18 protein-coding genes and 1 pseudogene are annotated in these 21,822 nt (G+C 62.5%); 13 read left to right on the top strand and 6 right to left on the bottom strand.

The window, feature by feature from the left end:
* Positions 1–37 precede the first annotated feature (37 nt).
* Complete coding sequence (locus SO156_RS14000) at positions 38–445, top strand: hypothetical protein (RefSeq protein WP_458148613.1); 408 nt, start codon at positions 38–40, stop codon at positions 443–445.
* Between the two features lie 59 nt (positions 446–504).
* Here the strand turns inward: SO156_RS14000 and SO156_RS13995 are convergent, their stop codons facing one another.
* Both SO156_RS13995 and SO156_RS13990 read right to left on the bottom strand, forming a co-directional pair.
* A complete protein-coding gene (locus tag SO156_RS13995; RefSeq protein ID WP_458148612.1) occupies positions 505–753 on the bottom strand; it encodes a PilZ domain-containing protein in 249 nt (82 codons plus the stop codon).
* A 269-nt stretch (positions 754–1,022) separates the two neighbouring features.
* Positions 1,023–2,384, bottom strand: coding sequence for a T6SS phospholipase effector Tle1-like catalytic domain-containing protein (locus tag SO156_RS13990; RefSeq protein WP_498535167.1), 1,362 nt, complete (start codon positions 2,382–2,384; stop codon positions 1,023–1,025).
* 163 nt (positions 2,385–2,547) lie between these two features.
* On the opposite strand from SO156_RS13990, the gene SO156_RS13985 reads away from it, so the two are divergent.
* Positions 2,548–3,177 carry a hypothetical protein gene (locus SO156_RS13985; RefSeq protein ID WP_498535166.1) on the top strand — a complete coding sequence of 210 codons (630 nt, stop codon included), beginning with the start codon at positions 2,548–2,550 and terminating at the stop codon, positions 3,175–3,177.
* A gap of 245 nt (positions 3,178–3,422) precedes the next feature.
* Here SO156_RS13985 and ftsZ read toward each other — a convergent pair whose 3' ends face one another.
* Together ftsZ and SO156_RS13975 are read right to left on the bottom strand one after the other, a co-directional pair.
* Complete coding sequence (ftsZ, locus tag SO156_RS13980; protein ID WP_498535165.1) at positions 3,423–4,679, bottom strand: cell division protein FtsZ; 1,257 nt, start codon at positions 4,677–4,679, stop codon at positions 3,423–3,425.
* Between the two features lie 51 nt (positions 4,680–4,730).
* The gene (locus tag SO156_RS13975) at positions 4,731–5,243 is read right to left on the bottom strand and encodes a hypothetical protein (RefSeq protein ID WP_498535164.1); all 513 of its coding nucleotides are present in this window, start codon (positions 5,241–5,243) and stop codon (positions 4,731–4,733) included.
* A gap of 344 nt (positions 5,244–5,587) precedes the next feature.
* Here SO156_RS13975 and SO156_RS13970 point away from each other — a divergent pair, with 344 nt between their 5' ends.
* Both SO156_RS13970 and SO156_RS13965 read left to right on the top strand, forming a co-directional pair.
* Entirely contained in the window at positions 5,588–7,324 is a 1,737-nt protein-coding gene (locus tag SO156_RS13970; RefSeq protein WP_498535163.1) for an ATP-dependent nuclease, read from the top strand.
* On the top strand, positions 7,321–9,036 hold the full coding sequence (locus tag SO156_RS13965; RefSeq protein ID WP_498535162.1) for a UvrD-helicase domain-containing protein: 1,716 nt from the start codon (positions 7,321–7,323) through the stop codon (positions 9,034–9,036). Before SO156_RS13970 ends, SO156_RS13965 begins: the two co-directional genes overlap by 4 nt.
* Positions 9,037–9,152: 116 nt before the next feature.
* On the opposite strand, the gene rpmB is transcribed toward SO156_RS13965, so the two are convergent.
* Positions 9,153–9,461 carry a 50S ribosomal protein L28 gene (gene rpmB / locus SO156_RS13960; RefSeq protein ID WP_498535161.1) on the bottom strand — a complete coding sequence of 103 codons (309 nt, stop codon included), beginning with the start codon at positions 9,459–9,461 and terminating at the stop codon, positions 9,153–9,155.
* A gap of 554 nt (positions 9,462–10,015) precedes the next feature.
* On the opposite strand from rpmB, the gene SO156_RS13955 reads away from it, so the two are divergent.
* From SO156_RS13955 to SO156_RS13935, 5 genes and pseudogenes are all read left to right on the top strand, one after another.
* Positions 10,016–10,816 (top strand): DUF3108 domain-containing protein, encoded by an 801-nt coding sequence (locus tag SO156_RS13955; protein WP_458148634.1) that lies wholly within the window; start codon positions 10,016–10,018, stop codon positions 10,814–10,816.
* An 871-nt stretch (positions 10,817–11,687) separates the two neighbouring features.
* On the top strand, positions 11,688–15,083 hold the full coding sequence (locus SO156_RS13950; protein ID WP_498535160.1) for a helicase-related protein: 3,396 nt from the start codon (positions 11,688–11,690) through the stop codon (positions 15,081–15,083).
* A gap of 72 nt (positions 15,084–15,155) precedes the next feature.
* Positions 15,156–15,422, top strand: a pseudogene (locus SO156_RS13945) (RNA-binding S4 domain-containing protein); the annotation flags it as partial.
* A gap of 137 nt (positions 15,423–15,559) precedes the next feature.
* Positions 15,560–15,898 (top strand): ferredoxin FdxA, encoded by a 339-nt coding sequence (gene fdxA / locus SO156_RS13940; protein WP_027526516.1) that lies wholly within the window; start codon positions 15,560–15,562, stop codon positions 15,896–15,898.
* Positions 15,899–16,243: 345 nt separating this feature from the next.
* On the top strand, positions 16,244–17,056 hold the full coding sequence (locus SO156_RS13935) for a CarD family transcriptional regulator (protein WP_458148600.1): 813 nt from the start codon (positions 16,244–16,246) through the stop codon (positions 17,054–17,056).
* A gap of 110 nt (positions 17,057–17,166) precedes the next feature.
* On the opposite strand, the gene SO156_RS13930 is transcribed toward SO156_RS13935, so the two are convergent.
* Positions 17,167–17,646: a hypothetical protein gene (locus SO156_RS13930; RefSeq protein ID WP_498535159.1), complete on the bottom strand. Its 480-nt coding sequence runs from the start codon at positions 17,644–17,646 to the stop codon at positions 17,167–17,169.
* A 339-nt stretch (positions 17,647–17,985) separates the two neighbouring features.
* Between SO156_RS13930 and SO156_RS13925 the strand changes: the two genes are divergently transcribed.
* From SO156_RS13925 to SO156_RS13910, 4 genes are all read left to right on the top strand, one after another.
* On the top strand, positions 17,986–19,242 hold the full coding sequence (locus SO156_RS13925; RefSeq protein WP_498535158.1) for a GTP cyclohydrolase II: 1,257 nt from the start codon (positions 17,986–17,988) through the stop codon (positions 19,240–19,242).
* A gap of 8 nt (positions 19,243–19,250) precedes the next feature.
* The gene (locus tag SO156_RS13920; protein ID WP_458148597.1) at positions 19,251–20,489 is read left to right on the top strand and encodes a URC4/urg3 family protein; all 1,239 of its coding nucleotides are present in this window, start codon (positions 19,251–19,253) and stop codon (positions 20,487–20,489) included.
* A gap of 54 nt (positions 20,490–20,543) precedes the next feature.
* The gene (gene upp / locus SO156_RS13915; protein WP_458148596.1) at positions 20,544–21,173 is read left to right on the top strand and encodes a uracil phosphoribosyltransferase; all 630 of its coding nucleotides are present in this window, start codon (positions 20,544–20,546) and stop codon (positions 21,171–21,173) included.
* A 128-nt stretch (positions 21,174–21,301) separates the two neighbouring features.
* Entirely contained in the window at positions 21,302–21,784 is a 483-nt protein-coding gene (locus SO156_RS13910; protein WP_498535157.1) for a c-type cytochrome, read from the top strand.
* The last annotated feature ends 38 nt before the right edge of the window (positions 21,785–21,822 follow it).

The raw sequence follows: 21,822 nt of genomic DNA, 5'->3' as shown, positions 1-21,822 counted from the left end.
GCCTAACCTCGCCATCGCGAACCCCGCGAGGCCTGCCATGCGCTATGGTGTCCGGAAGTCTGCCCACGTGCTGGAGCGCTGTGGACTGGCGTTGGCGGGGGCGGCGTGCGGCCTGTTCGTCGGCGCCCATGTCGGATCGGCCATCCCGGAGCTCACCACGCAGGGCTTTCTGGTGCTGATGATGCTTCTCGGCGCGGTTGGCTTCTATCTCGGCATCGACACCCCGCAGCTTCCCTTCGACCAGGCGCATGAGCAGATCGACGCCGCGGAATTCCTGAGCTCGGCCGGCACCCTCTGCGCCAGTGTGACCGCCTTCGTCTCCGTCGCCGTCATCGTGCTGCGCGAGAACCCGCACATCTTCTGGACCTGGGTCGTCTTCCTCGTCTGGATCGCCGGCGTCACCATGCAGATCGTCGCGGGCGCCAAGGCAAGGTGGCGGAAGTAGGGGGCGCGGTCGTCCTGGCTTTCGCCAGGACGACGGCGGAGCAAGGGGCGCATGTCCCCCTAAAACACCACGCCGATCCGCGTCCCGCGCTTCCATGCGACGCGGCAGCGCTTCTTCGTGTTGACGTGGAGCAGCTCGAAACGATCGGGGACTTTCACCTGGCCGCCGAGATCGACGCAGGCGCCGCCCGGCGAATAGTCGATCAGCGTGCAGTTGATCACCGGCGCCTTCGGGTCCGTGATGATCTTGGCCTGCCGCGACACCAGCCCGCTCGGCTTGACGCGTGTAAATCGGCGCGGATGCTGCATGTCGCTTGTCCTCCTTACGCGAAATGCGTCCTCGCGGGAAGGAATGGCACAGCGTGTCGCACCATCGCGCTAACTGTTGAGTAAGAATTTTAGCGATTCTTCGAAGCGATTAAGGGAGCAGTAACCATCATCTCCGCTGTCATGCCCCGGCTTGACCGGGGCATCCAGTACGCCGCGGCTCCTCCGTATTCGTCACGGCCTCTGGAATACTGGATCGCCCGATCAAGTCGGGCGATGACGGCGAAGTGTGTGGCGCGCTCCCCCACCCCTCACGCCGCCTCCACCGTCGTCGGCTTCTCCGGCCCGACCGGCATCGGCACGGTGACGAACTGCGTCGGCAGATTCACCGGCCTGTAGTCCGGCACGTCCGCCATCCGCTTCACCACGCTCTCATGCACATGCGCGCCTTCGGGGATCAGGCGCGGCTCGCAGTCGGGGATGTAGAAGCCGAAATGGACCTGCCGCTCCGGCCATTCCTTGTACTTCGCGCTCTTCGGGATGTATTCGAGCACGCGCCAGGCAGCCGTCATCGAATTGTGCAGCTCGCCGGTCACGCTGGGCGCGACGTAACTGAACGGGCTGTTCTTGCGCTGCACGCCCCAGGCGAGCTGGTTTACCGTGCGCGGGTTGAAATGCAGCCCGCACTTGGACGCCTCGTCGATCATCCACAGCAGCGGATATTTCGACAGCGCGCTTTCGGTTTCGGCATAGCCGCCGCCGACGTCGCAATGGCAGCCGGCAAAGTACACCTGCAGGATATCCTGCGGCTCTTTCTTGTCATCAGGGACGAAGCGGTTGCTCCAGAACTGCTGCGGCTCCATCCACTCCTTGAGGCGGAACATGCAGCGCCGCTCGTCGATCGCGATCGCCTGGCGAAAGATTTTCACGCTCGGGTTCTGCAGCGTGAAGGCGAGCTCCTCCAGGCTCGGCCAGTACAGCCGGTCCGGCCGCGGCACGATCACGCTGGCGACCGTATCCCACACGCCGATGAATCGGATCGTCGGCCAGCGCGAAGAGGTGATGCGCGCGAACTGCGCGGCGAGATCGAAGCGGTCGGACGGCAGCGGCCCGTCCTCGTCGGAGCCCGCATCGGTCAGCGCGGAGAGATCATTGCCGCGTCCCATGCCGGAATATTGCTTGTAGGCGATCAGGCCGCTGCCAGCGAGGTTCGCCTGTTCCGGCGAGATCAGACCGATTTTGTGGATCAGCCCCGCCAGCACCCGCACGGTATAGGCGCCGCGTGAGAAGCCGAACAAATAGATCTGGTCGCCCGGCGCGTAGTGTTCGACCAGGAAGCAATAGGCCGAGAGCACGTTGTCATCGAGCCCATAGCCGGTGGCGAGTCCCAGCACCAGGTTGATGTTGGCCTTCAGCCGGTGCCACGTCGAGGGCTCCGAGACCGTGCCGACCCCTGGATCATAGAACACAAGTTGCCGCGGCCGCGTTTTGTCGGTCTTGCGCAGGCAACGATAGAGCTTGAGCACATTGGAGATGTTCTCGCTGATCTCGTTGCCGGTGCCGTCGCAGCAGATGACGATGTTCTTCGGTTCGTTTTTGGGTGCGGTCGTGTGTTCGTGCCTGGTTTCGTTCTTGGTTTCGTTGTTGGTCTCGTTCTTGGCTTCGTGCTCCATCGAAGCGTCCCCTCCGGTGATGCTACCGGGGCGAGTATAGCCGATTGGCGTATCAGTCTGTTGAAATTAACGACTTGTTAACCATGCGGTCGCCTAATGTGGACGATTGGGGGATCACCATGTCGGCCCAAGCATGTCAGTCCATGTGACGCGACCGAAATTGATGCCTGTTTCGGCCGATCCGGTCATCCGGTCGGTGGCGAGGCTGGCGGTTCGCGCCAAGGCCGTACTACAGACCAAAACGGCTGTCCTACGGAGTAACCCAATGTTCGGAAAGGACGACTTAGTGGACAATCTCAGCCGCGATCTCGATCGCGTGCGCGGACGGCGCGATGCACTTGCATCCGAGGCCGAGACCCTGACGACTCACATCGCCGAACTCGAAGCCCGCCTTTCGGAGGAAAGAATAAGGCGGGAACGCGATCGCGTTCTGGCGGAAATCGAAGCGATAAAAACGCGCATCAAACAGGCCGCCGGCGCCTTTGCGCCCGTCGTCGACGGTCTCTGCAAGGCGATCGAGCCGGCGGCGGCCGTCATGCCCGAGGCGCGCGAGCTCAATAGTTTTCTGGTGTCGGTGGCGACCGAAATCGACAGCGTGCTCGATCCCCTGTTGCGCGGACTGGATCAGCGCGCGGATGCGGTGCGCGTTGGACACGTTGCACTGGACCTGCCGAGTTCGCCCAGTGAGGCGCGCATCGAGCCGCCAAAAGACAACACCGATCGCCTGCTTCGTTTTCCAGCCTGGCTGTCTCGCGACAAGGAGCCGGAAAAAAAGGAACCAGCGGACTCGTAGCACGGCAGCGTGAAGCATCGGCGCGCTGCGCACCACAAATTCCGCCGTCGTCCCGGCGAAGGCCGGGACCCATAACCCCAGGGAGCGGTTATGGCGCGAAGTTGCTAACCACGAGTCTTCGCCAAACTACTCCCTGTGGGTATGGGTCCCGGCCTTCGCCGGGACGACACCTTGGTTGTTGCTGGTCGCCTAGCAGCGACCCACGTCCGGTATTGGAGGCCAGCAAGTCCCCTTCTCGCAACCGCTCAGCTGCCCGTACGGCGCAGGAAGGCTGGGATATCGAGAACGCCGTCGTCGGTCGCATTGCGCGCAGAAGCGCGGCCGTAGGGATCGAGCGGCCGAGGCGCCGCCTGGCGCGCATGGTCGGGATTAGGCCTTGGCGGTTGCCCCGCTTGTGGGCGAACCTCCGGGCGGAGCGGCGGGCTCGCCACTTGCGGCAGGCTGGCGCTGCGCTCGATGCGATCGGCGATGCGGCGGCTGTCGTTGCGCAGCTTGCCGGCGAGCTGCGTGAGTGAGGTTTCCACCGGCATCTCCTGCGCCGGGTCGAGATTATCGATCCCGGTCGCCACCACCGAGACGCGGACGATTCCTTCGAGGCTTTCATCAAAGGACGCGCCGACGATGATGTTGGCGTCCGGATCGGCCTCATCGCGAATGCGGGTCGCCGCTTCGTCGACCTCGTACAGCATGAGATCCTTGCCGCCGGTGATGGAGATGATGAGGCCGCTGGCGCGCTTGATCGATGGGTTCTCGATCAATGGATTGGAAATCGCAGCCAGCGCGGCGGCGAGCACGCGCTTCTCGCCGGACGCCTCGCCCCGTCCCATCATCGCCTTGCCCTTCTCCTTCATGACGGAGAGAACGTCGGCAAAGTCGAGATTGATCAGGCCTTCCTTGACGATGAGATCGCTGATGCAGGCCACGCCCGAGTAAAGCACCTGGTCGGCCAGGGCAAAGGCATCGGCGAATGTGGTCTTCTCGCTGGCCACCCGGAACAGGTTCTGGTTCGGGATGATCAGGAGGGTGTCGACTGTCTTGAGCAGCTCCTCGATGCCGGCTTCGGCCGAGCGCATGCGGCGCTGGCCCTCGAAGTAGAATGGCTTGGTGACCACGCCGATCGTGAGAATGCCGAGCTCGCGCGCGGTCCTGGCGACGACGGGTGCAGCCCCGGTGCCGGTGCCGCCGCCCATGCCGGCCGTGACGAACACCATGTGTGCGCCGGTCAGTTGAGCGCGGATCGTATCGATGGCCTCTTCGGCTGCGGCGCGCCCCAGTTCAGGCTGCGAGCCGGCGCCAAGGCCTGCCGTCACTTTCGTGCCGAGCTGGATGAGGCGTTTGGCCTTCGACATGGCAAGTGCCTGCGCGTCGGTATTGGCGACGACGAACTCGACCCCCTGCAGCCCGGCCGTGATCATGTTGTTGACGGCATTGCCGCCGGCGCCGCCGACCCCAAACACGACGATGCGCGCCTTCATTTCGTGAATATCGGTGTTGCCAGCCATTCTTCCCTCGCGTTGGTCCGGCAAGCCGGGGATGTGAGAAAGTATTGCATGCTATCTGCAGGCCGCGCGGTCTGCGGCCACGATGGAAGCGGCCAGATGTCCCAATCGACGCGCGGCTTGTCCGGCGCGCGAGCCGCCAGCCTGGCGGTTGGTCCGCAAGTCCGCCACTTCATCTTCCAATCGTGCCGCCCACGCGTTGGTTGCTCTCGTCTCGGCAGCCGCCTGCAGCAGCTCGACGGCGAGGCGATCGGCGCGCTCCCGCTCGCGCTCGAAATCCGCTCTGTAGCCGGCTGCCCTTGCTTCGAGCCGCGCGATCTCGGCCTTGAAGGCCTCGCTCTTGAAGGCCTCGATCTTTGCCATGGAGGCGGCGATGGGGTCTGCCTGGCGGCCAGTTCGCGGGCGGGGCCTGTAGCGCAGTTCGGAGAAATCGACGCCGACCCGCACCTTGCGGTCATCCGACCGCGAGCGCGGCAACCGGCGCCGCCTGGCAAGCGAACGAGCGGCCTCGCGCGAGATGTTGAGGCGGGCGCCTAGCTCGGCATACGTCAACAACTCAACGGACATCGGCTGTCTTCCTGGATTGAACCGGGGAGGCATTTCAGGCTGATGATGGCTGGACGATCAGAGCAGGCTAGGCTGCGTTGGTTAATGGACGGTTAACGCGGGAACGGGGCGCGGCACCGGATTGATGTTGGCCTTGCGGCGGGGCCGCGTCGAAGGCCGTGGCCGTGCCGACGCCGACACCAGCTGCCGCGGCCCTGTCTTTTCGGTCTTGCGCTAGCAGCGATAGAGCTTGAGCGCATATTGGCGCGACCCTAGCGAAAATTGAGAATCCGGCCACTCGTGCCAATTGCATAAACTTACAACATCCCGTAACACTTGAATCAAAAATTTTTTGGGGGAGGTCCGTGTATTTAGCCAGATTATCGATCAAGAATTTCCGCCGTCTAAAAGAGATCTCCGTCGAATTTGTTCCCGGTCTGAATGTCTTGGTCGGTCCTAATAATGTGGGTAAGACCGCCGTGGTCGATGCTCTGCGATCTTTGCTTGCAGGTCCAGACGACCAATACCCTCGGTTCGATCGAGATGACTTACATTTCAACGGTAAGGGGGAACGAGCAAATGAGATCCAGTTCGAATATCTCTTCCGAGATCTAAGCCCCGAAGATGAAGCCGACTTTCTCCACGCGTTGCGACCGGGGCCAGACGGCAAGATAGAAGCGGTGCTCGGGATCAGCTATGGAGATGTAGATAAGTCTGGTCGTCTAAGAGGCCGAAGATGGTGCGGAGACCATAACGACGTTCCAGTTGCTTCAAGCATGCTAGAGAATTTGCGCAGCGTCTATTTGCCACCTCTACGTGACGCTGCACAGGGCCTTAGGCCGAGTCGCACGAGCCAGCTATCGCGGTTGTTGCAGCTCTTGTCTGACGAAAAGGGGCGAGGCGACATCGATGAGGCCTTGAATAAGCTGGATGTAGAGCTGAAGAAGCACAAGCCGCTAATTGATGCTCAGGATGCTATTGCTGGCCGTCACAAGAGCATGCTCGGCGAACAGTTAGCCCAAGCTCTTGAGATCGGCTTGACTGCGACCGACTTTGGGCGGCTGGCTTCTCGGCTATCCATCCTCGTCGATGCTTTCGAAATTGAAAGCAACGGACTTGGGTATAACAATCTCATATTTATGGCGGTGGTGCTAAGCGAACTGGCGAGGAGTGCAGATGCCGCGTTTCGCAGCTTGATCGTCGAGGAACCGGAAGCACACTTGCATCCGCAGCTTCAGGCTGTTCTGCTAACCTACCTTTCGGATATCAAATGTGCCGTGGGCGAGAAGGCCGTACAGGTTTTTGTTACGAGCTACTCGCCAAACTTCGCGAGCCTTGCGAAGCTCTCGTCAGTTGCGTGTCTATTCGAGATCGATGAGCAAGTTGAATCTTTTCATCCTCGTTCAGTCGAATTTGGAAAGGGGAAGAGAGAAAAGCTAGAGCGGTACCTGGATGTCACTAGAGCCGAGCTGTTCTTCGCGCGGCGAGTGATATTCGTGGAAGGGGCAGCCGAACTGATGATGGTCAATCTACTGGCCGAATCTATCGGTGTTAACCTGCGGGAATATGCAGTCAGTCTAATCAGTGTGGAAGGTTTGAACTTCGATTCCTTTATGCCTCTCTTTGGGGATGGTGCCATCAAGATTCCGGTCTCCGTAGTTACTGATTCGGATCCGGAACCGACCGTTGACGCAAGCGGAAGGACCGCCCCTCACTATCCGGCTGTTGGCGAGACCATCGAGCCGTCAGCGAATGCAAAAGCGATGAAGGCTTTGGAGGACAACTATGTGAAAGTGTTTTTCGGGCTTAAGACCTTCGAATATGATCTTGCCCTTCATCATACTAATCGAATTGCGATGGTCGCAGCTCTCAAAGAACTCCATCCTATTATCGGAAAGCAGGTGGAAGCTGAAATCGAAGCAGCATCTGACGATGCTGCGAAAGCAAAGGCTCTTTTTTCAGGAATGTTTGAACGTGGTCAAAACAATGTACAGAAAGGACGATTCGCTCAGGCGCTTGCTGCAAAGGTCGAGGATGAAGACTTGGCGCTGATCGTTCCTTCCTACATCGTAGATGCAATCGGTCACGTATCGCGGAAGTGACAGCCCTTTCGGATGAGCAGCAAGCGATCGTCGGACTGCCGATATGTCCGATAAGTGTCACTGCGTGCGCGGGTAGCGGCAAAACGCGGACGGCTGTTCATCGGCTTATGGAATTGAGACGAACGCTAAGCGATGTGCACGGCATGCCTGCGCTGCTGTCATTTTCCAATGTTGCAGTTGATACGTTTCGCAGAGATTACGACGCGCTGGAAGCGGGCGCATCAATGGTGGCGCAGTCGTCTGCCGTCGAAATCGATACCGTCGATGGGTTTATCACTGCCAACATTCTCAAGCCGCATGGTCATAGGACGATGAGGGCGCCGCGGACACCCTTTTTGGTTCATGGTCGGGAGCCCTTTCTGAAGTCGTTCACCGTCTTCGACGGTACGAGATCGCATGCGACGGCAGACTTACGAGTATTGTTGTCAGAAAGAGTTTTTCGGTTTCAGGCTGGTCAGTCATATGCGGTAATCGAGATTCCTCGAACTGATGCTACGAGGGCGATTGCGAAGCTTGGACAAGTCGGTGCCTATACCCATTCGTTGGGACGGTATTGGACGATCCGTATTCTGGAAGATCAGCCATTTGTTCTGCGAGCCCTCGCTCGAAGATATCCGTACATCTTGGTTGATGAAGCTCAAGATATCGGTCCAGAGCACCAGCGAATTCTGGAACTGCTTGTTGAAGCAGGGTCCGAGCTGTCGCTCATCGGCGATTGCAATCAAGGCATCTATGAATTTTCAGGAGCAACAGGCGAGTTTCTGAAAAACTACGCGGCGCAGGCCGGGGTAATCGCGCGTGATCTAGCTACGAACTATCGCTCGGTTCCTGCCATTGTTGCCGTCGCTAACAGGATTGCTAATCGAAATGACAGCGCTGCTCGTGAAGCTCCAGCAGAGCTGAACGGCGCTTTCTTTCTTCCGTACAAATTGGCCGAGAAGAGTAAAACGATCGATGCGTTCATGACCATGCTTCATGATGCTGAAATCGACCGCAACGATGCGGCGATCGTCTGTCGCTCGACCCAATGGACGAATGCATGGAGTGGCGGAGAAAAGCAGCAGGGGCTAGGAATCGTCCGTAGCTTTGTGAATGCTACTGTTAGCCGGGATAAACTTCATAAGCATACGGATGCTTTCAGGCACGGATGTACTGGTCTGGTTGGTTTGCTTGCCGATAAGCATGGCGATCTGTTGGATGTTCTAAATCGGAAGGCAGACTTAGACTCGCGAAACTTGAGGCGAGCGATCTGGTCGTTCATTCGCGACTCGTCCACAGGACTCCCAAGCGGGAGCCTGCGCGCAGCGACTCAATGGCATCCGCAACTTGTCACTCGCACAAAAGCGCTATTAGACCGGCTAAGTAGTGAGTTTGCGCTGACTCCGGCTGAAAACATCGGAAATAAGCTCGCTAAGAAGGAGTTGTTGGACGAGCCAATCGTTCAACCTCATGATTTAGCTAGTGTCGGTGCAGCGCCGCTTCGCACATCCACTGTCCATCAGGTAAAAGGCGAGAGCATCGGGGCTGTCATGTATGTCGCTGACAAATCTCAGGTGCGCTCACTCATAGGTGGAACAGCCAGCGAGGTTGGGCGCATCGGGTATGTTGCTGTAACCCGTGCGCGCAATTTGTTCGTACTGGCGATCCCGGAAAGTTCTCTTGCCGAACTTGAAGCTGAGTTAATCGAACTTGGCTTCAAGAAGCCAGGATGATGACCGCCCAAGCAAAAACGGCCGGGTCTTTCGACCCGGCCGTCACTCAAACTCAACGCTCTAAAGCTACGCCACGCGACGCTTACGCGTGCCCCCGGCCCAGCTCGTAAGAATTCTTAGCTCGCCTTCTTCTCGGGCACAGCGCCGCCGACCTTCTTCTGGATCTGGCGCTTCAATTCCAGCGCGCGCGGCGAGAGCGCGTCAGCGTTGGCCTTGATGAGGTAGGCATCGAGGCCGCCATTGTGGTCGACGCTCTTCAGCGCATTGGTGGAGACGCGCAGGCGCACGTTGCGCTCGAGGGCTTCGCTGATGAAGGTCACGTTGACGAGGTTCGGCAGGAAGCGGCGCTTGGTCTTGATGTTGGAGTGGCTGACCTTGTGGCCGGTGAGGGGGCCCTTGGCCGTCAGTTCGCAGCGGCGAGACATGTCAAAAATCCTTATCCTTTCCCCCAGCGATTTGCGGCGGCCATTCGGGGCGCCACGGGGGTTGCAAATTCTCTGTCCTTGCAGGGAGCGGGCGGACGTATAGGGGGGAAGGGGCGGGTAGTCAAGGATTTGGCGCGCTTTCAGCCCACCCACCGGTGCCATCGCCCGGCTTGACCGGGCGATCCAGTACGCCGAGGCGCCTGTGATTGAACCGAGGGGCCGCGGCGTACTGGATGCCCCGGTCGAGCCGGGGCATGACAGCGGAGCGGGACGGGGGAACGGCGGAACAAGGGGCAGGAGAGGTTTCCGAGTACGCACTGCCCACTCACGAAAACGGCAATGATTGAAATGCCTTACCATCACATAAAGGGCGTAATCGGGGCGGAAAGAGAGGCCGGTTCCAGGCGGCCGGGCGCTGATTGCCCGACCCCGACATTGTTTGCCGCCGGTTTTGGCTTAAGTACAGGGCTAGCGGTATCATCGGATTGCAGCTGAACGTGATCATGCCTCTGTCTTTCTCGCCCCGGCCGCGTGCCCGCGGCTGGCTGGCGCTGATGGCCCTTTGCGGCCTCGGCTGGGATGTGGCGCCGGCGGCAGCGCAAGGGCGGCTCGATGCGCAGTATGAGGCGACGCTGTCAGGCATTCCGGTCGGCCGCGGCGCCTGGACCATCGACATCCAGGAAGACGTATTTTCGGCTGCCGCGTCCGGCGGCACCATCGGCCTCCTGAAATCCTTCACCGGCGGGTCCGGCACTGGCGCCAGCCAGGGGCGCGTCGTCAATGGCGCGCTGGTTGCGACCGGCTACCAGGCCTCCACCACCACCTCGAAGAAGACCGAGGACATCCACATCGTCCTCGACAAGGGCAATGTGAAAGAGTTCGGCATCGCGCCGGAGCCGCCGGTCGACCCTGATCGCATCGTCGTCACCGAGGCGCATCGCCGCGGCGTCTGGGATCCGATGACGGCTTCGCTCTTGCGCGTGCCCGGCGCCGGCGAGCCAGTGTCGCCGGAGGCCTGCCACACCGGCGCCCCCGTGTTCGACGGCCGCATGCGCTACGACCTGAGGCTCGATTTCAAGCGCATGGAGAGCGTGAAGGCGGAGAAGGGCTATCGCGGCCCGGTCGTGGTCTGCGCGCTCTATTTCGTGCCCGTCGCCGGCTACATCCCCGATCGTCCGGTCATCAAATACCTCGCCGCCCAGCGCAACATCGAGATTGCGTTTGCGCCGGTGGCCGGCACCCGCATCCTGGTGCCGTTCTGGGTGAAGATCCCGACCCCCTTGGGCCCGGCCATGCTGGAAGCCACCAGCTTCATCACCGTCCCCCAGCCGCCCAAGGTCGCGAAGACGCAATAGGGCGGGCCGTCGTCCCGTAGCCCGGATGAAGCGAAGCGAAATCCGGGGTCGTGCCGCCCCGAGGGTCCCCCGTATTCCGCTCCGCTCCATACGGGCTACGCGTTGACGATGGTGGACCCACTACAAATGGTGGAAAGCGCGGCCCCGCTTGTCTATCCCTACTGTGCATGGGGTTGTTTTCGCCGAAATGAGCGAGGCGTGTGTGACGCCGCTTTCACCCTCCCCTGGAGGGGTCCGAGACGAGCGTAGCTCGCTCGTGGGTCGATCGCGCGTCGCGCGAGCGGGGTGGGGTGAAAGTCTCTCCACCTCAACAGTGCCTGCGTGGAGAGATCACCCCACCCCGGCGCTTCGCGCCGACCCTGCCCCTCCAGGGGAGGGTTGGGCCACATGAATCCATTTGACTCTCAGTCGATTCTGATTCGACTCCCTCCCGTCCCCAACATTAAGGAACTCGCCCCGAAAACGCCGCTTGTGCCGACGGCCAAAACTCCATCTAGTGCACCCGAAATCGACTTGGCACGAGATGCTGCGTGAACGAATCCGGAAGCAAAGGGGAGTCAGCGATTCGGCCGCGATTCGTTCCGGAGTCGTTCCGAAGCTTAAGCGTGGGCGAGAAAGCGTTGCAAAATGAGACAGTTGCGGGGGAGGCGGGGAGTCTCTCCACTCACTCCGTCGTCATCGCCCGGCTTGACCGGGCGATCCAGTACTCCGAGACGCCTGTGATTGAACCGAGAAGCCGCGGCGTACTGGATGCCCCGGTCAAGCCGGGGCATGACAGCGGAGCAAGCGATGACAACGGTATGTGTGGCGCGCACTTCGCCACCAATCGCCACTGACAAACCGCCCAATCACGACTAGCTAATCCCCCAGAATGGCCTTTCCTCCCTCCTCCTTCGCTTCCGAGCGCGCGCCTGGCGCGGGCGTCACTGCGGTGCTCGGGCCGACCAATACCGGCAAGACCCATCTCGCCATCGAGCGGATGCTCGCGCATTCCTCCGGCATGATCGGGCTGCCGCTGCGGCTGCTCGCGCGCGAGGTCTATAACAAGATCGCCGATCGCGCCGGCGTAGAGAGCGTCGCGCTCGTCACCGGCGAGGAAAAGATCAAGCCGAGGAATCCGCGCTACTGGGTCTCGACCGTCGAGGCCATGCCGCGCGATCTCGATGTGTCCTTCCTTGCGGTGGACGAAGTGCAGATCGCCGCCGATCTCGAGCGCGGCCACGTCTTCACCGATCGCATCCTCAACCGTCGCGGCCGCGACGAGACGCTGCTGCTGGGTGCAGCCACCATGCGCCCGATCATCGAGCGCCTCTTGCCCGGCGCCTCCATGATCACGCGTCCCAGGCTTTCCAGCCTTGAATTTGCCGGCGATCGCAAGATCACGCGCCAGCCGCGGCGCACCGCGATCGTCGCGTTCTCGGCCGACGAAGTCTACGCGATCGCCGAGCTGATCCGCCGCCAGCATGGCGGCGCTGCCGTGGTGCTCGGCTCGCTCTCGCCGCGCACGCGCAATGCGCAAGTGGCGATGTTCCAGAACGGCGACGTCGATTACCTCGTTGCCACCGACGCGATCGGCATGGGCCTCAATCTCGACGTCGACCACGTCGCGTTTGCTTCCGACCGCAAGTTCGACGGCTATCAGTTCCGCCGCCTGACGCCGGCCGAGTTCGCGCAGATCGCGGGCCGCGCGGGCCGTGCCACGCGCAACGGTACATTCGGAACAACGGGCCGCTGCGCGCCGTTCGAGCCCGAGCTCGTCAACGCGCTCCAGAACCACACCTTCGATGCGGTGAAGGTGCTGCAATGGCGCAACTCGAAGCTCGATTTCTCCTCGCTCGGCGCGCTGCAGGTCTCGCTCAATCTGGCCCCCGGCCATGAGGCACTGACGCGCGCGCCGATTGCCGAGGACATGCGCGTGCTCGATCACGCCGCCCGCGACGGCGAGGTCCGCGACAAGGCGCACGGCAAGGCGGCGGTGGAACGGCTGTGGGAGGCCTGCCAGGTCCCCGATTACCGAAAACTCTCGCCGGCGGCCCATGCCGAGCTCGTCACCACGCTCTACGGCTTCCTGATCGACAAGGGCTGCATCCCCGATTCCTGGTTCGCCGCCCAGGTCGACCAGTCCGACCGCATCGACGGCGACATCGACACGCTGTCGGGCCGGATCGCGCAGATCCGCACCTGGACCTTCGTCGCCAACCGCCCGGACTGGCTGAAAGACCCCGAACGCTGGCAGGGGGTGACGCGGGAGGTCGAAAATAAATTGTCAGATGCGCTCCATGAACGGCTTACAGAGCGTTTCGTTGATCGTCGTACCAGTGTATTGATGCGCCGCCTGCGGGAGAACACGAGCTTGAATACTGAAATCGGCAAGACCGGCGAAGTCATCGTCGAAGGCCACGTCATCGGCCGCCTCGATGGGTTCACCTTTGCACCGGATGCTGCGGAAGCAGGATCTGATGCGAAAGCCTTGCAGGCTGCGGCGCAGGCGGTGCTCGCCGGCGAGATCAATGCACGTGCCGAGAAGCTCTCCGCTGCGCCCGACGAGCAATTCGTGCTGACCTCGGAAGGCACCATCCGCTGGACCGGCGATGCGGTCGCGCGCCTCGTCGCCGCAGAGGAAGCGCTGCATCCGCGATTGCGCATCATTTCCGATGAGCGTCTCACCGGGCCCCCGCGAGAAAAAGTGCAGGCGCGGCTCGAGCTTTGGCTCAAGACGCATATCGAAAAGCTGCTCGGGCCGATGTTCGAGCTGTCGAAGGCCGAGGACGTCACCGGCATCGCCCGCGGCATCGCCTATCAGCTCGTCGAGGCGCTCGGCGTTCTGGAGCGGCCGAAGATCGCCAATGAGCTGAAGGATCTCGACCAGCCCTCGCGCGCGACGCTGCGCAAATACGGCGTGCGGTTCGGCGCCTATCACCTCTATTTCCCGCAGCTCTTGAAGCCCGCCGGGCGTGCGCTCGCCGCGCTGCTCTGGGCGCTCAAGCACGACAATGTCGATCTGTCGGCGCTGTCGGGCGCACAGCATCTGGCAAGCTCGGGCCGCACCTCGTTCCCCACCGACAAAGCGTTGCCGCGCGATGCCTATCGCGTGCTCGGCTACAAGCAGTGCGGCGAACGCGCGGTGCGCGTCGATATCCTGGAGCGCCTTGCCGATCTGATCCGCCCGGCGCTGGCCTGGCGCGAGACTTCGCCCGGCGAAAAGCCCGCCGGCGCGTTCGACGGCCGCAGCTTCGTCGTGACGCAGGCGATGACCTCGCTCACGGGCTCGGCTGGCGAGGATTTCGCCTCCGTGCTGCGCGCGCTTGGCTATCGCATGGAGAAGCGCCCGCCGCTGCCGCCGAAGCCGGCTGTTGCCGAGACGGTCGTGCCTGAGGCAGCGCCTGTCGAAGGCAGCGCCGAAACGTCGAGCGAGGCTGCAGCGGAAGCCGTTGCCGAACTGTCGGCGGATGACGCGGTGCCTGCCATTGAGGCAGCGGCCGAGCCGGTTACCGTCGAGGACGCTCCGGGCATGGAGCAGCATGACGAAGAGCCTCATGCCGAGCCCACGCTCGACGCTACGCCCGATGCGCCGGTAACGCCGGAGGATGCGCCCGGCATCGCGCCGCCGGCTGATGAAGCTGCAACCGTCGAAGCCGCCACCGAGGCTGCGCCGGCCGATGTTGCCGCCGCCGTGGAAGCCGCCGCATCTTCCGATGCTGCCGCGCCTGCGGAAGCTGCGGCAGAAGCCGCCCCCGCCGAGCCGCAGCTCGTCGAGGTCTGGCGTCCCGGCGGCCGCCACGAGGACCGCAAGCCGCGCCACGAGCGGCACCGCCCGCGCCATCACCACCAGCCGCGTCCGCAGGAAGGCGCCCAGGCAGCCCCCGCAGAGGGCGAAGCCGCAGCCACTGATGCCGCGAAGCCTGGCGAGCGCCATCGTCACGGTGGCGGTCGCAAGGAGTTTCGCAAGGGACGCGAAGAGGGCCAGGGTGGCGGCCAAAGCGGCGAGCGTCGTGAGCCGCGTGATGACAAGGGCCGCCGCTTCGAGGGCCAGGAACGTAAGGACCGCGACAAGGATCGCGATCGGGGCAAGGGCAAGTTCGGCGAGCGCGACGGCGGCCGTGGCCGCGACAAGGGCCGCGATCGTCGCGACCGCGAATCCGGTCCGTCGCATCGCCCCTATGCCTCCAGCGCTTCCCCGCGCGAACGCGATCGGCCCATCGATCCGAACTCGCCCTTCGCAAAGCTCGCCGCGCTGAAAGAGCAGCTCGCCGGCCGCAAGGAGTAGCGCAGCGTTTTCGAGCGAAGTGCGGAGCGGTTCGCGTGAAGAAAACGCGTCAAAAGGAATAGCGCCACGACCGAGCGCCAGCGACTCGACAAATGGCTGTGGCACGCGCGCGTGGTGAAGGCGCGCACTTCTGCGGCCGAGCTCGTCGAAAGCGGCCATGTCCGCGTCAACGGCATGCGCGAGACCTCGCCCGGACACGCGATCAAGATCGGCGACGTCCTGACCATCGCGCTCGATCGCACCGTGCGGGTCATGAAGGTGATCGCGTTCAACGAGCGGCGCGGCGATGCAAACTCCGCGCGTGTGCTGTATGAGGAGTTGAACGAGCGCAAAGCGTAATTAATTGCGTCTCACGTTCACTTCTTGGCCGAAGACTTGCGAAAACCGGTCATGATCGGCCGTTCCCGACCTTGCGGCGTGGGTGTTTACGCGCTACGCAAGCCGCGAATTTGAGAGAGCTTTTCGGAGCGTTGTGGATGACTTACGTCGTCACTGAAAACTGCATCAAGTGCAAGTACACCGACTGCGTCGAGGTCTGCCCAGTAGATTGCTTCTACGAGGGCGAGAACATGCTGGTCATCCATCCTGACGAATGCATCGATTGCGGCGTGTGCGAGCCGGAATGCCCGGCGGACGCCATCAAGCCGGATACGGAACCGGGCCTCGAAAAGTGGCTGGAAGTGAACGCCGAATACGCCAAGAGCTGGCCGAACATCACCCAGAAGAAAGATTCGCCGGAGGATGCGAAGGAATTCGACGGCAAGGAAGGCAAGTTTGAGAAATATTTTTCTCAAAACCCCGGTTCTGGAGACTAACTCGGATCAAACTTAACCCTAATACCTTAGTCAGCGCCATAAACAGGTCAAAAAACCCCTAAATCATTGATTTTTGCGGGAAATGTGCTATATTGGGCACATTAGCCGAACCCCGTCAGCCCCGTTGGCCCCTCTGGGTTCCCGTGAAACCTCATGACGAACAGGGGCGTGGCAGTTTTCCGCGCGCAGGCTGTGTCACAGAAAACGCGTAAAAAGAGTACTTCTGCTAAGGCGTCCCATAAGGATGCCAAAAAAGTCGCCACGGCCAGCCGTAGCGCATCCGCATCCAAGGGTCGTGCCGCGACTAAGCACACGGCTGCAAAGTCCTCGAAGAAAAGAAGCGCAATGCCTCACAAGACTGCCAAGCCGGCCGCGAAAGCGACCGTTTCCAAGCCTGCGGCTGCCAAGGCTGCGGTCAAGCCTGCCGTGAAAGCGCCTGTTGCCGCCGCGCCCAAGGCACCCGTCGCTTCCAAGACCCCCGTCGCTGCCGCCAAGCCCGCTGTGAAGCCGGCCGCCGCTGCGCCGAAGGTCGAGGAAAAGAAGGTCGTGACCCAGCGCCAGGGCTTCAAGGCCAATGAATTCGTCGTTTATCCCGCTCACGGCGTCGGCCAGATCCTGGCCATCGAGGAGCAGGAGATCGCCGGGGCCAAGCTCGAGCTGTTCGTCATCAACTTCATCAAGGACAAGATGACGTTGCGCGTTCCGACCGCGAAGGTCGCCAATGTCGGCATGCGCAAGCTGTCCGAGCCCGCGCTGGTCAAGAAGGCGCTGGAGACCCTGAAGGGCCGCGCCCGCGTCAAGCGCACCATGTGGTCGCGCCGCGCCCAGGAATACGAAGCGAAGATCAATTCGGGCGATATCGTCGCGATCGCGGAAGTCGTGCGCGACCTCTACCGCTCCGAATCGCAGCCCGAGCAGTCCTACTCCGAACGCCAGCTCTATGAAGCGGCGCTCGATCGTCTTTCCCGCGAGATTGCGGTGGTGCAGCACTCGACCGAAACCGAGGCGGTCAAGGAGATCGAGGCGCAGCTCGCCAAGAGCCCGCGCCGCACCGGTGCCAAGGCCGAAGCCGCCGAAGGCGAAGCCGATGCGGACACCGAGGGCGATATCGACGATACCGATGGCGACGATACGGCGGTCGCCGACGAGGCAGCATAAGCAGCTTCGTTCGCGCAAGCATTCAAAAGCCCGGCCGTTCGGCCGGGCTTTGTGTTTTGGCGGCGGACACTTGATCCATCAGCAGCTTCTTGAGTTGTGATCGGCTTGCATCAGCGCCGATTGCTTGCTTCCGCAAGATGCGGGAGCTGGCGTCGAAGCCGAGGCCAGCTCCGGGTCAACGATGCGGATTTCCGGACGGGCTTGACCGGCTTGCAGTCGGGAAAGCGCGCGATCAGCTCGGCCTTTAGAAACTCGAGGTGGCCGATCTGAGCGACGAGCTCCTTCAGCTCTCGTTCGCCGTTGATCAGCTCCATCTCGAGGCCTCGCAGTCGCTCCTTGTCGTCGTCGTCGCGATCGACGAATTCATCTGCGCTATTGCCGGCCGCCACGGCGGCGCGCGCAAGCACGTCCTCCATCCGCTCCTTCAAGCTGGCCTGTCGGGCCGTCGCGGCTGTCAGCCTCGCATCGAGCGCCTGGGCGATCGTGTCCATGTTCAACGGATCGGCCTCGATGGCAGGTGTCAGCTGACGCGCGGCCCTGCCCAGCACGACAGCGAGGAAGCGCGACTTCATCAGCAATGTCAACATCATGCGCGTTGGTCGCGTCGTTCGGTCGGCGGGTTCGACCCCATCTGCGTGCTCTTGGCGACGACGCTTGACCCTCTGCGCCAAATCCGAACAGGTATCGCGAAACCTGCGATCAACCCGGTGTCACGCCCGCGCAGGCATTGCGTATCCACTCATTCATCCTCCTTTTGGGTCCGGCTCGCGCTGCCGCGCGCCGGAGAATGCGGGAACAACCGTTCGTTACAACACTGGCGATTAAGAGATGAACTGCTATGTTATTGAGATCGGTCATGAATGGCTTTGCCCTCTGACCGCGCTAGGCCCGTCCGACAGGCGGGCCGTTGGCTTTATAGGAGCCTGGTTATGAGTCGCTCGAACCGCACCGAACATATCCGCCTCACCTCCCATCCGGAGCCGGGTGGAAAGGCGGCCTTCCCGATCCAGTGGGGCGCCGCGGACGCGCGTGCGCGTGGGCCGATCGTCGGCACGGTATCGCGAGCCCAGGACCGCAACGTCATCGGCAGCCATGGCGGTTCCTATGCCGTCTATCGTGCGCTCGCGGTCTCCTCCGGCGCCCTCGACCCGATCCGGCGTCCCGATCTCACCAACACGTTTCCGGCCGCGACCATCGGTCCGTTCCCGCAATGGAGCGATCCGGAAAAGATCGTCGCGCTCGATCCCTGGGGACATCTCGTCGCCGAGAATTTCCGCAAGGAAATCGCCGAAGGGGCCGATATCCGCCCGAGCATCGCGGTGACGCGCGCGCGGCTGGATCTGCCGGAAATCCGCGGCGCGCTGGTTGCCAAACGGCTGAAGCCGGATGGCGAGGTCGTGCACGCCAATGGCAGCGTGTCGGTGGTGAAGATCGCGATCGATCCGGTCTGGTATCTGCCGGGCCTTGCCGTGCGTTTCGGCACGACGGAGACCGAGCTGCGGCGCACCCTGTTCGAGCAGACCGCCGGCATGTTCCCCGAGCTCGTGACGCGGCCCGACATGAAGGTGTTCCTGCCACCGATCGGCGGCACCACGATCTATCTGTTCGGCGACGTGACCAAGCTGCCCGATCATCGCACCAGGATCACCTGCCGCGTGCACGACGAATGCAACGGTTCCGACGTGTTCGGCTCCGACATCTGCACCTGCCGCCCCTACCTCATTCACGGCATCGAGGAATGCGCGCGCGGCGCGCAGGAGGGCGGGCTTGGGCTCGTCGTCTACAATCGCAAGGAAGGGCGCGCGCTCGGCGAGGTCACGAAATTCCTGGTCTACAACGCGCGCAAGCGCCAGGAGGAAGGCGACGCGGCCGCCGCCTATTTCGAACGGACCGAATGCGTGGCCGGCGTGCAGGACGCACGCTTCCAGCAACTGATGCCGGATACGATCCACTGGCTCGGCTTGAAGCGCATAGATCGCTTCCTGTCGATGAGCGACATGAAATATGACGCGCTCACGGGGCAGGGCATCGATATCGTCGAGCGCGTGCCGATTCCGCTGGAGCTCATTCCGGCGGATGCGCATGTCGAGATCGCCGCCAAGAAGGCGGCTGGATATTACGCCGAAGAGATCCCAACGGCGAAGGATTTGACCGACACGGTCGGACGCTCGCTGGAGAAATATTGAGTTACGTGATGGCGGCGGCCACAGAACGAGAGGCCCGATCGCTGCTTTCAGCGGAAGTGGTCCGCGCGCGCGCGACGCAGATGCTCGAGATCGGCCTGAGCGACGGACTGACGCATTTCACGGTTCATCTCGATCGCATGGACGCGGTCGTGGATGCCGTGCTCGCTGTCACGCGACGGTCCTATCCTGCACTGGATATTCCCTTTCACGCGCGGTGGCGGCACTTCGTCCTCGGTGGCGCCGACCGTTGGTCGCGCCTTGCTGACACCGTGTCCTGGCCGGATCGCGCCGCGCGGGCGCGTGCTGAATTCGATCTTGCCATCGTCAGCGTGCTGCTGGATGCGGGCGCTGGCGCTGCATGGCGCTATCGCGACGCGACGACGGGGCGGGCGATCAGCCGCTCGGAGGGGCTTGCGCTGGCAAGCCTCGACATGTTCGCGGGCGGGGCGTTTTCCGGTGACCCGCCCTCTCCCTTCCGCGTCGATGCGGATGTGATCTCGCAACTCCCATTTGCGCGGCTCGAGTCTGGCTTTCAGGTCACGGACAGCAATCCGCTGCTGGGCCTTGAGGGACGCACGGATTTGTTGCGGCGCTTGGGGCAGTTGGTGGCGTCACGCCCGCAGGTCTTCGGTACGCGTGATCGGCCGCGTCCGGGCGGCTTGTTCGATCATCTCGCGGCAAGGGCCGCGAGCGGCTCAATCGCCGCACCGGTCATTCTCGCCGAAGTGCTGAACCAGCTCGGATCGATCTGGCCGTCGCGACTGGAGCTTGCCGGCATTCCGCTCGGCGATTGCTGGCGTCACCCCGCGATCAAGACCGATGACGCGACGACCGGTCTCGTGCCCCTGCACAAGCTGTCACAGTGGCTGAGCTATTCGCTGATCGAACCCTTGCAGCGCGCAGGCCTTGACGTGACCGACATCGATGGCCTCACCGGGCTTGCCGAATACCGCAACGGCGGCCTGTTCGTCGATCATGAGGTGCTCCGTCTGCGCGACGACGCCGACGCCGAACGTGCGCACGCGGTGGATTCGCTGCTCGTCGTGGAGTGGCGCGCGCTGACGGTCGCGCTGCTCGACCGGCTCGCAGGCCACGTCCGCGCAAAACTCGGCCGCCCGCCGGGGTCATTGCCTCTCGCCAGCATTCTGGAAGGCGGCACCTGGGCCGCGGGCCGCGCCATTGCGTTCGCGCGCCGTCCCGATGGCGCGCCGCCACTCAAGGTGATCAGCGACGGCACGGTTTTCTAGCGCATGGGCCGAACCTGTCGCAATGCGCGCCGATAATTTCAGGAGCATCACGTCATGGAAGGCGTCACGATCGTCGATCATCCGCTGGTCCAGCACAAGCTGACGCTGGTGCGGGACAAGTCCATCTCGACGAAATCCTTTCGCGAGCTGGTCAAAGAGATCGGCATGCTCCTGTGCTACGAAGTCACGCGCGATCTTCCGCTCGCCGAGGTCGTCGTCGATACGCCGCTTGCGCGCATGCAGTCGGCAAAGATCGCCGGCAAGAAGCTGGTGTTCGTTCCGGTCCTGCGCGCCGGCACGACGTTCGTCGACGGCATGATGGATCTGGTCCCGACTGCGCGCGTCGCCCATATCGGACTCTACCGCGAACCGCACAGCTTCGCGGCGGTCGAATATTTCTTCAAGTCGCCGTCGGACCTCGGCGAACGGCTCGCGATCGTGGTGACGCCGGTGGTCGCAACCGCCAACACGGCGGTAGCCGCAGTCGACCGGTTGAAGGAGCGGGGCGCGAAGGATATCCGCCTGGCCTGCCTGATCGCCGCACCCGAAGGCCTCGAGCGGATTCGCGGCCTGCACCCGGACGTGCCGATCTGGACGGCGGCCGTCGACGAAGGGCTTGACGAGCACGGCTACATCGTGCCGGGCCTCGGCGATGCCGGTGACCGCGCGTATGGAACGAGGTAGCGAAACGGCCCTGGCAGACAATTTCATTTGAATTCCGGCCCCGCTCCGCCACTTGCAAGATGGCAGTGAGATACGGGACTTCGAAGCCGCCTTGAGCCGCACAATCGCTGCGCTGGCGAGGTGATCAAATGAAGCAGCCGCAACTCCTGGCACGCCTTGCCTTGTCGAAATCCATCCGGTGGCAAGACGCGCGTGTGCAGCGCATCGGTCTGGTGGGCGCACTCCTGGCCCTCAGCGGGGGCGCGTACATGCTGCATTCGCCCTCCCATGCACAGCAGCCGGCACGACAAAGCGTCGATACCGCCTCAGGACAACGTGCGTTCAACAATTCATGTCGGACCTGCCATACGATCAAGGACGGCGACAATCGCCTGGGCCCGCATCTGTACAGGATCCTCGGAAGGAAGGCCGGCTCGCTGCCGGATTACAACTACTCCAGCGCGATGAAGAGCGCCGACTTCGTGTGGGACGAAGAAAAGCTCGAGCGCTTCATCGCTGATCCGGATGATCTGGTGCCGGGCAACAGCATGAAGCCATTTGGTGGACTTGCATCTGCCGACGACAGGGCAAGAATAGTTTCTTTCCTGCGATCGGGCGCGTCGAGCCGATAGGTCTCCCTCACTCGCCCATTCGCCACCTGTTTGCCGCG

It is taken from the genome of Bradyrhizobium sp. UFLA05-125 (assembly GCF_059803515.1).
The sequence above is the reverse complement of the archived record's forward strand: the minus strand, read 5'-3'. Positions and strand labels throughout refer to the sequence as shown.

What these genes read in the sequence shown, in the direction of transcription:
- SO156_RS13975 (WP_498535164.1), bottom strand. Translation starts at nt 5,243, where the DNA reads ATGTCCGTTGAGTTGTTGACGTATGCCGAGCTAGGCGCCCGCCTCAAC.
- SO156_RS13925 (WP_498535158.1), top strand. Translation starts at nt 17,986, where the DNA reads ATGAGTCGCTCGAACCGCACCGAACATATCCGCCTCACCTCCCATCCG.
- SO156_RS13930 (WP_498535159.1), bottom strand. Translation starts at nt 17,646, where the DNA reads ATGATGTTGACATTGCTGATGAAGTCGCGCTTCCTCGCTGTCGTGCTG.
- SO156_RS13950 (WP_498535160.1), top strand. Translation starts at nt 11,688, where the DNA reads ATGGCCTTTCCTCCCTCCTCCTTCGCTTCCGAGCGCGCGCCTGGCGCG.
- ftsZ (WP_498535165.1), bottom strand. Translation starts at nt 4,679, where the DNA reads ATGGCTGGCAACACCGATATTCACGAAATGAAGGCGCGCATCGTCGTG.
- SO156_RS13990 (WP_498535167.1), bottom strand. Translation starts at nt 2,384, where the DNA reads ATGGAGCACGAAGCCAAGAACGAGACCAACAACGAAACCAAGAACGAA.
- SO156_RS13910 (WP_498535157.1), top strand. Translation starts at nt 21,302, where the DNA reads ATGAAGCAGCCGCAACTCCTGGCACGCCTTGCCTTGTCGAAATCCATC.
- SO156_RS13935 (WP_458148600.1), top strand. Translation starts at nt 16,244, where the DNA reads ATGCCTCACAAGACTGCCAAGCCGGCCGCGAAAGCGACCGTTTCCAAG.
- fdxA (WP_027526516.1), top strand. Translation starts at nt 15,560, where the DNA reads ATGACTTACGTCGTCACTGAAAACTGCATCAAGTGCAAGTACACCGAC.
- SO156_RS13920 (WP_458148597.1), top strand. Translation starts at nt 19,251, where the DNA reads ATGGCGGCGGCCACAGAACGAGAGGCCCGATCGCTGCTTTCAGCGGAA.
- SO156_RS13955 (WP_458148634.1), top strand. Translation starts at nt 10,016, where the DNA reads ATGGCCCTTTGCGGCCTCGGCTGGGATGTGGCGCCGGCGGCAGCGCAA.
- rpmB (WP_498535161.1), bottom strand. Translation starts at nt 9,461, where the DNA reads ATGTCTCGCCGCTGCGAACTGACGGCCAAGGGCCCCCTCACCGGCCAC.
- SO156_RS14000 (WP_458148613.1), top strand. Translation starts at nt 38, where the DNA reads ATGCGCTATGGTGTCCGGAAGTCTGCCCACGTGCTGGAGCGCTGTGGA.
- SO156_RS13995 (WP_458148612.1), bottom strand. Translation starts at nt 753, where the DNA reads ATGCAGCATCCGCGCCGATTTACACGCGTCAAGCCGAGCGGGCTGGTG.
- upp (WP_458148596.1), top strand. Translation starts at nt 20,544, where the DNA reads ATGGAAGGCGTCACGATCGTCGATCATCCGCTGGTCCAGCACAAGCTG.
- SO156_RS13985 (WP_498535166.1), top strand. Translation starts at nt 2,548, where the DNA reads ATGCCTGTTTCGGCCGATCCGGTCATCCGGTCGGTGGCGAGGCTGGCG.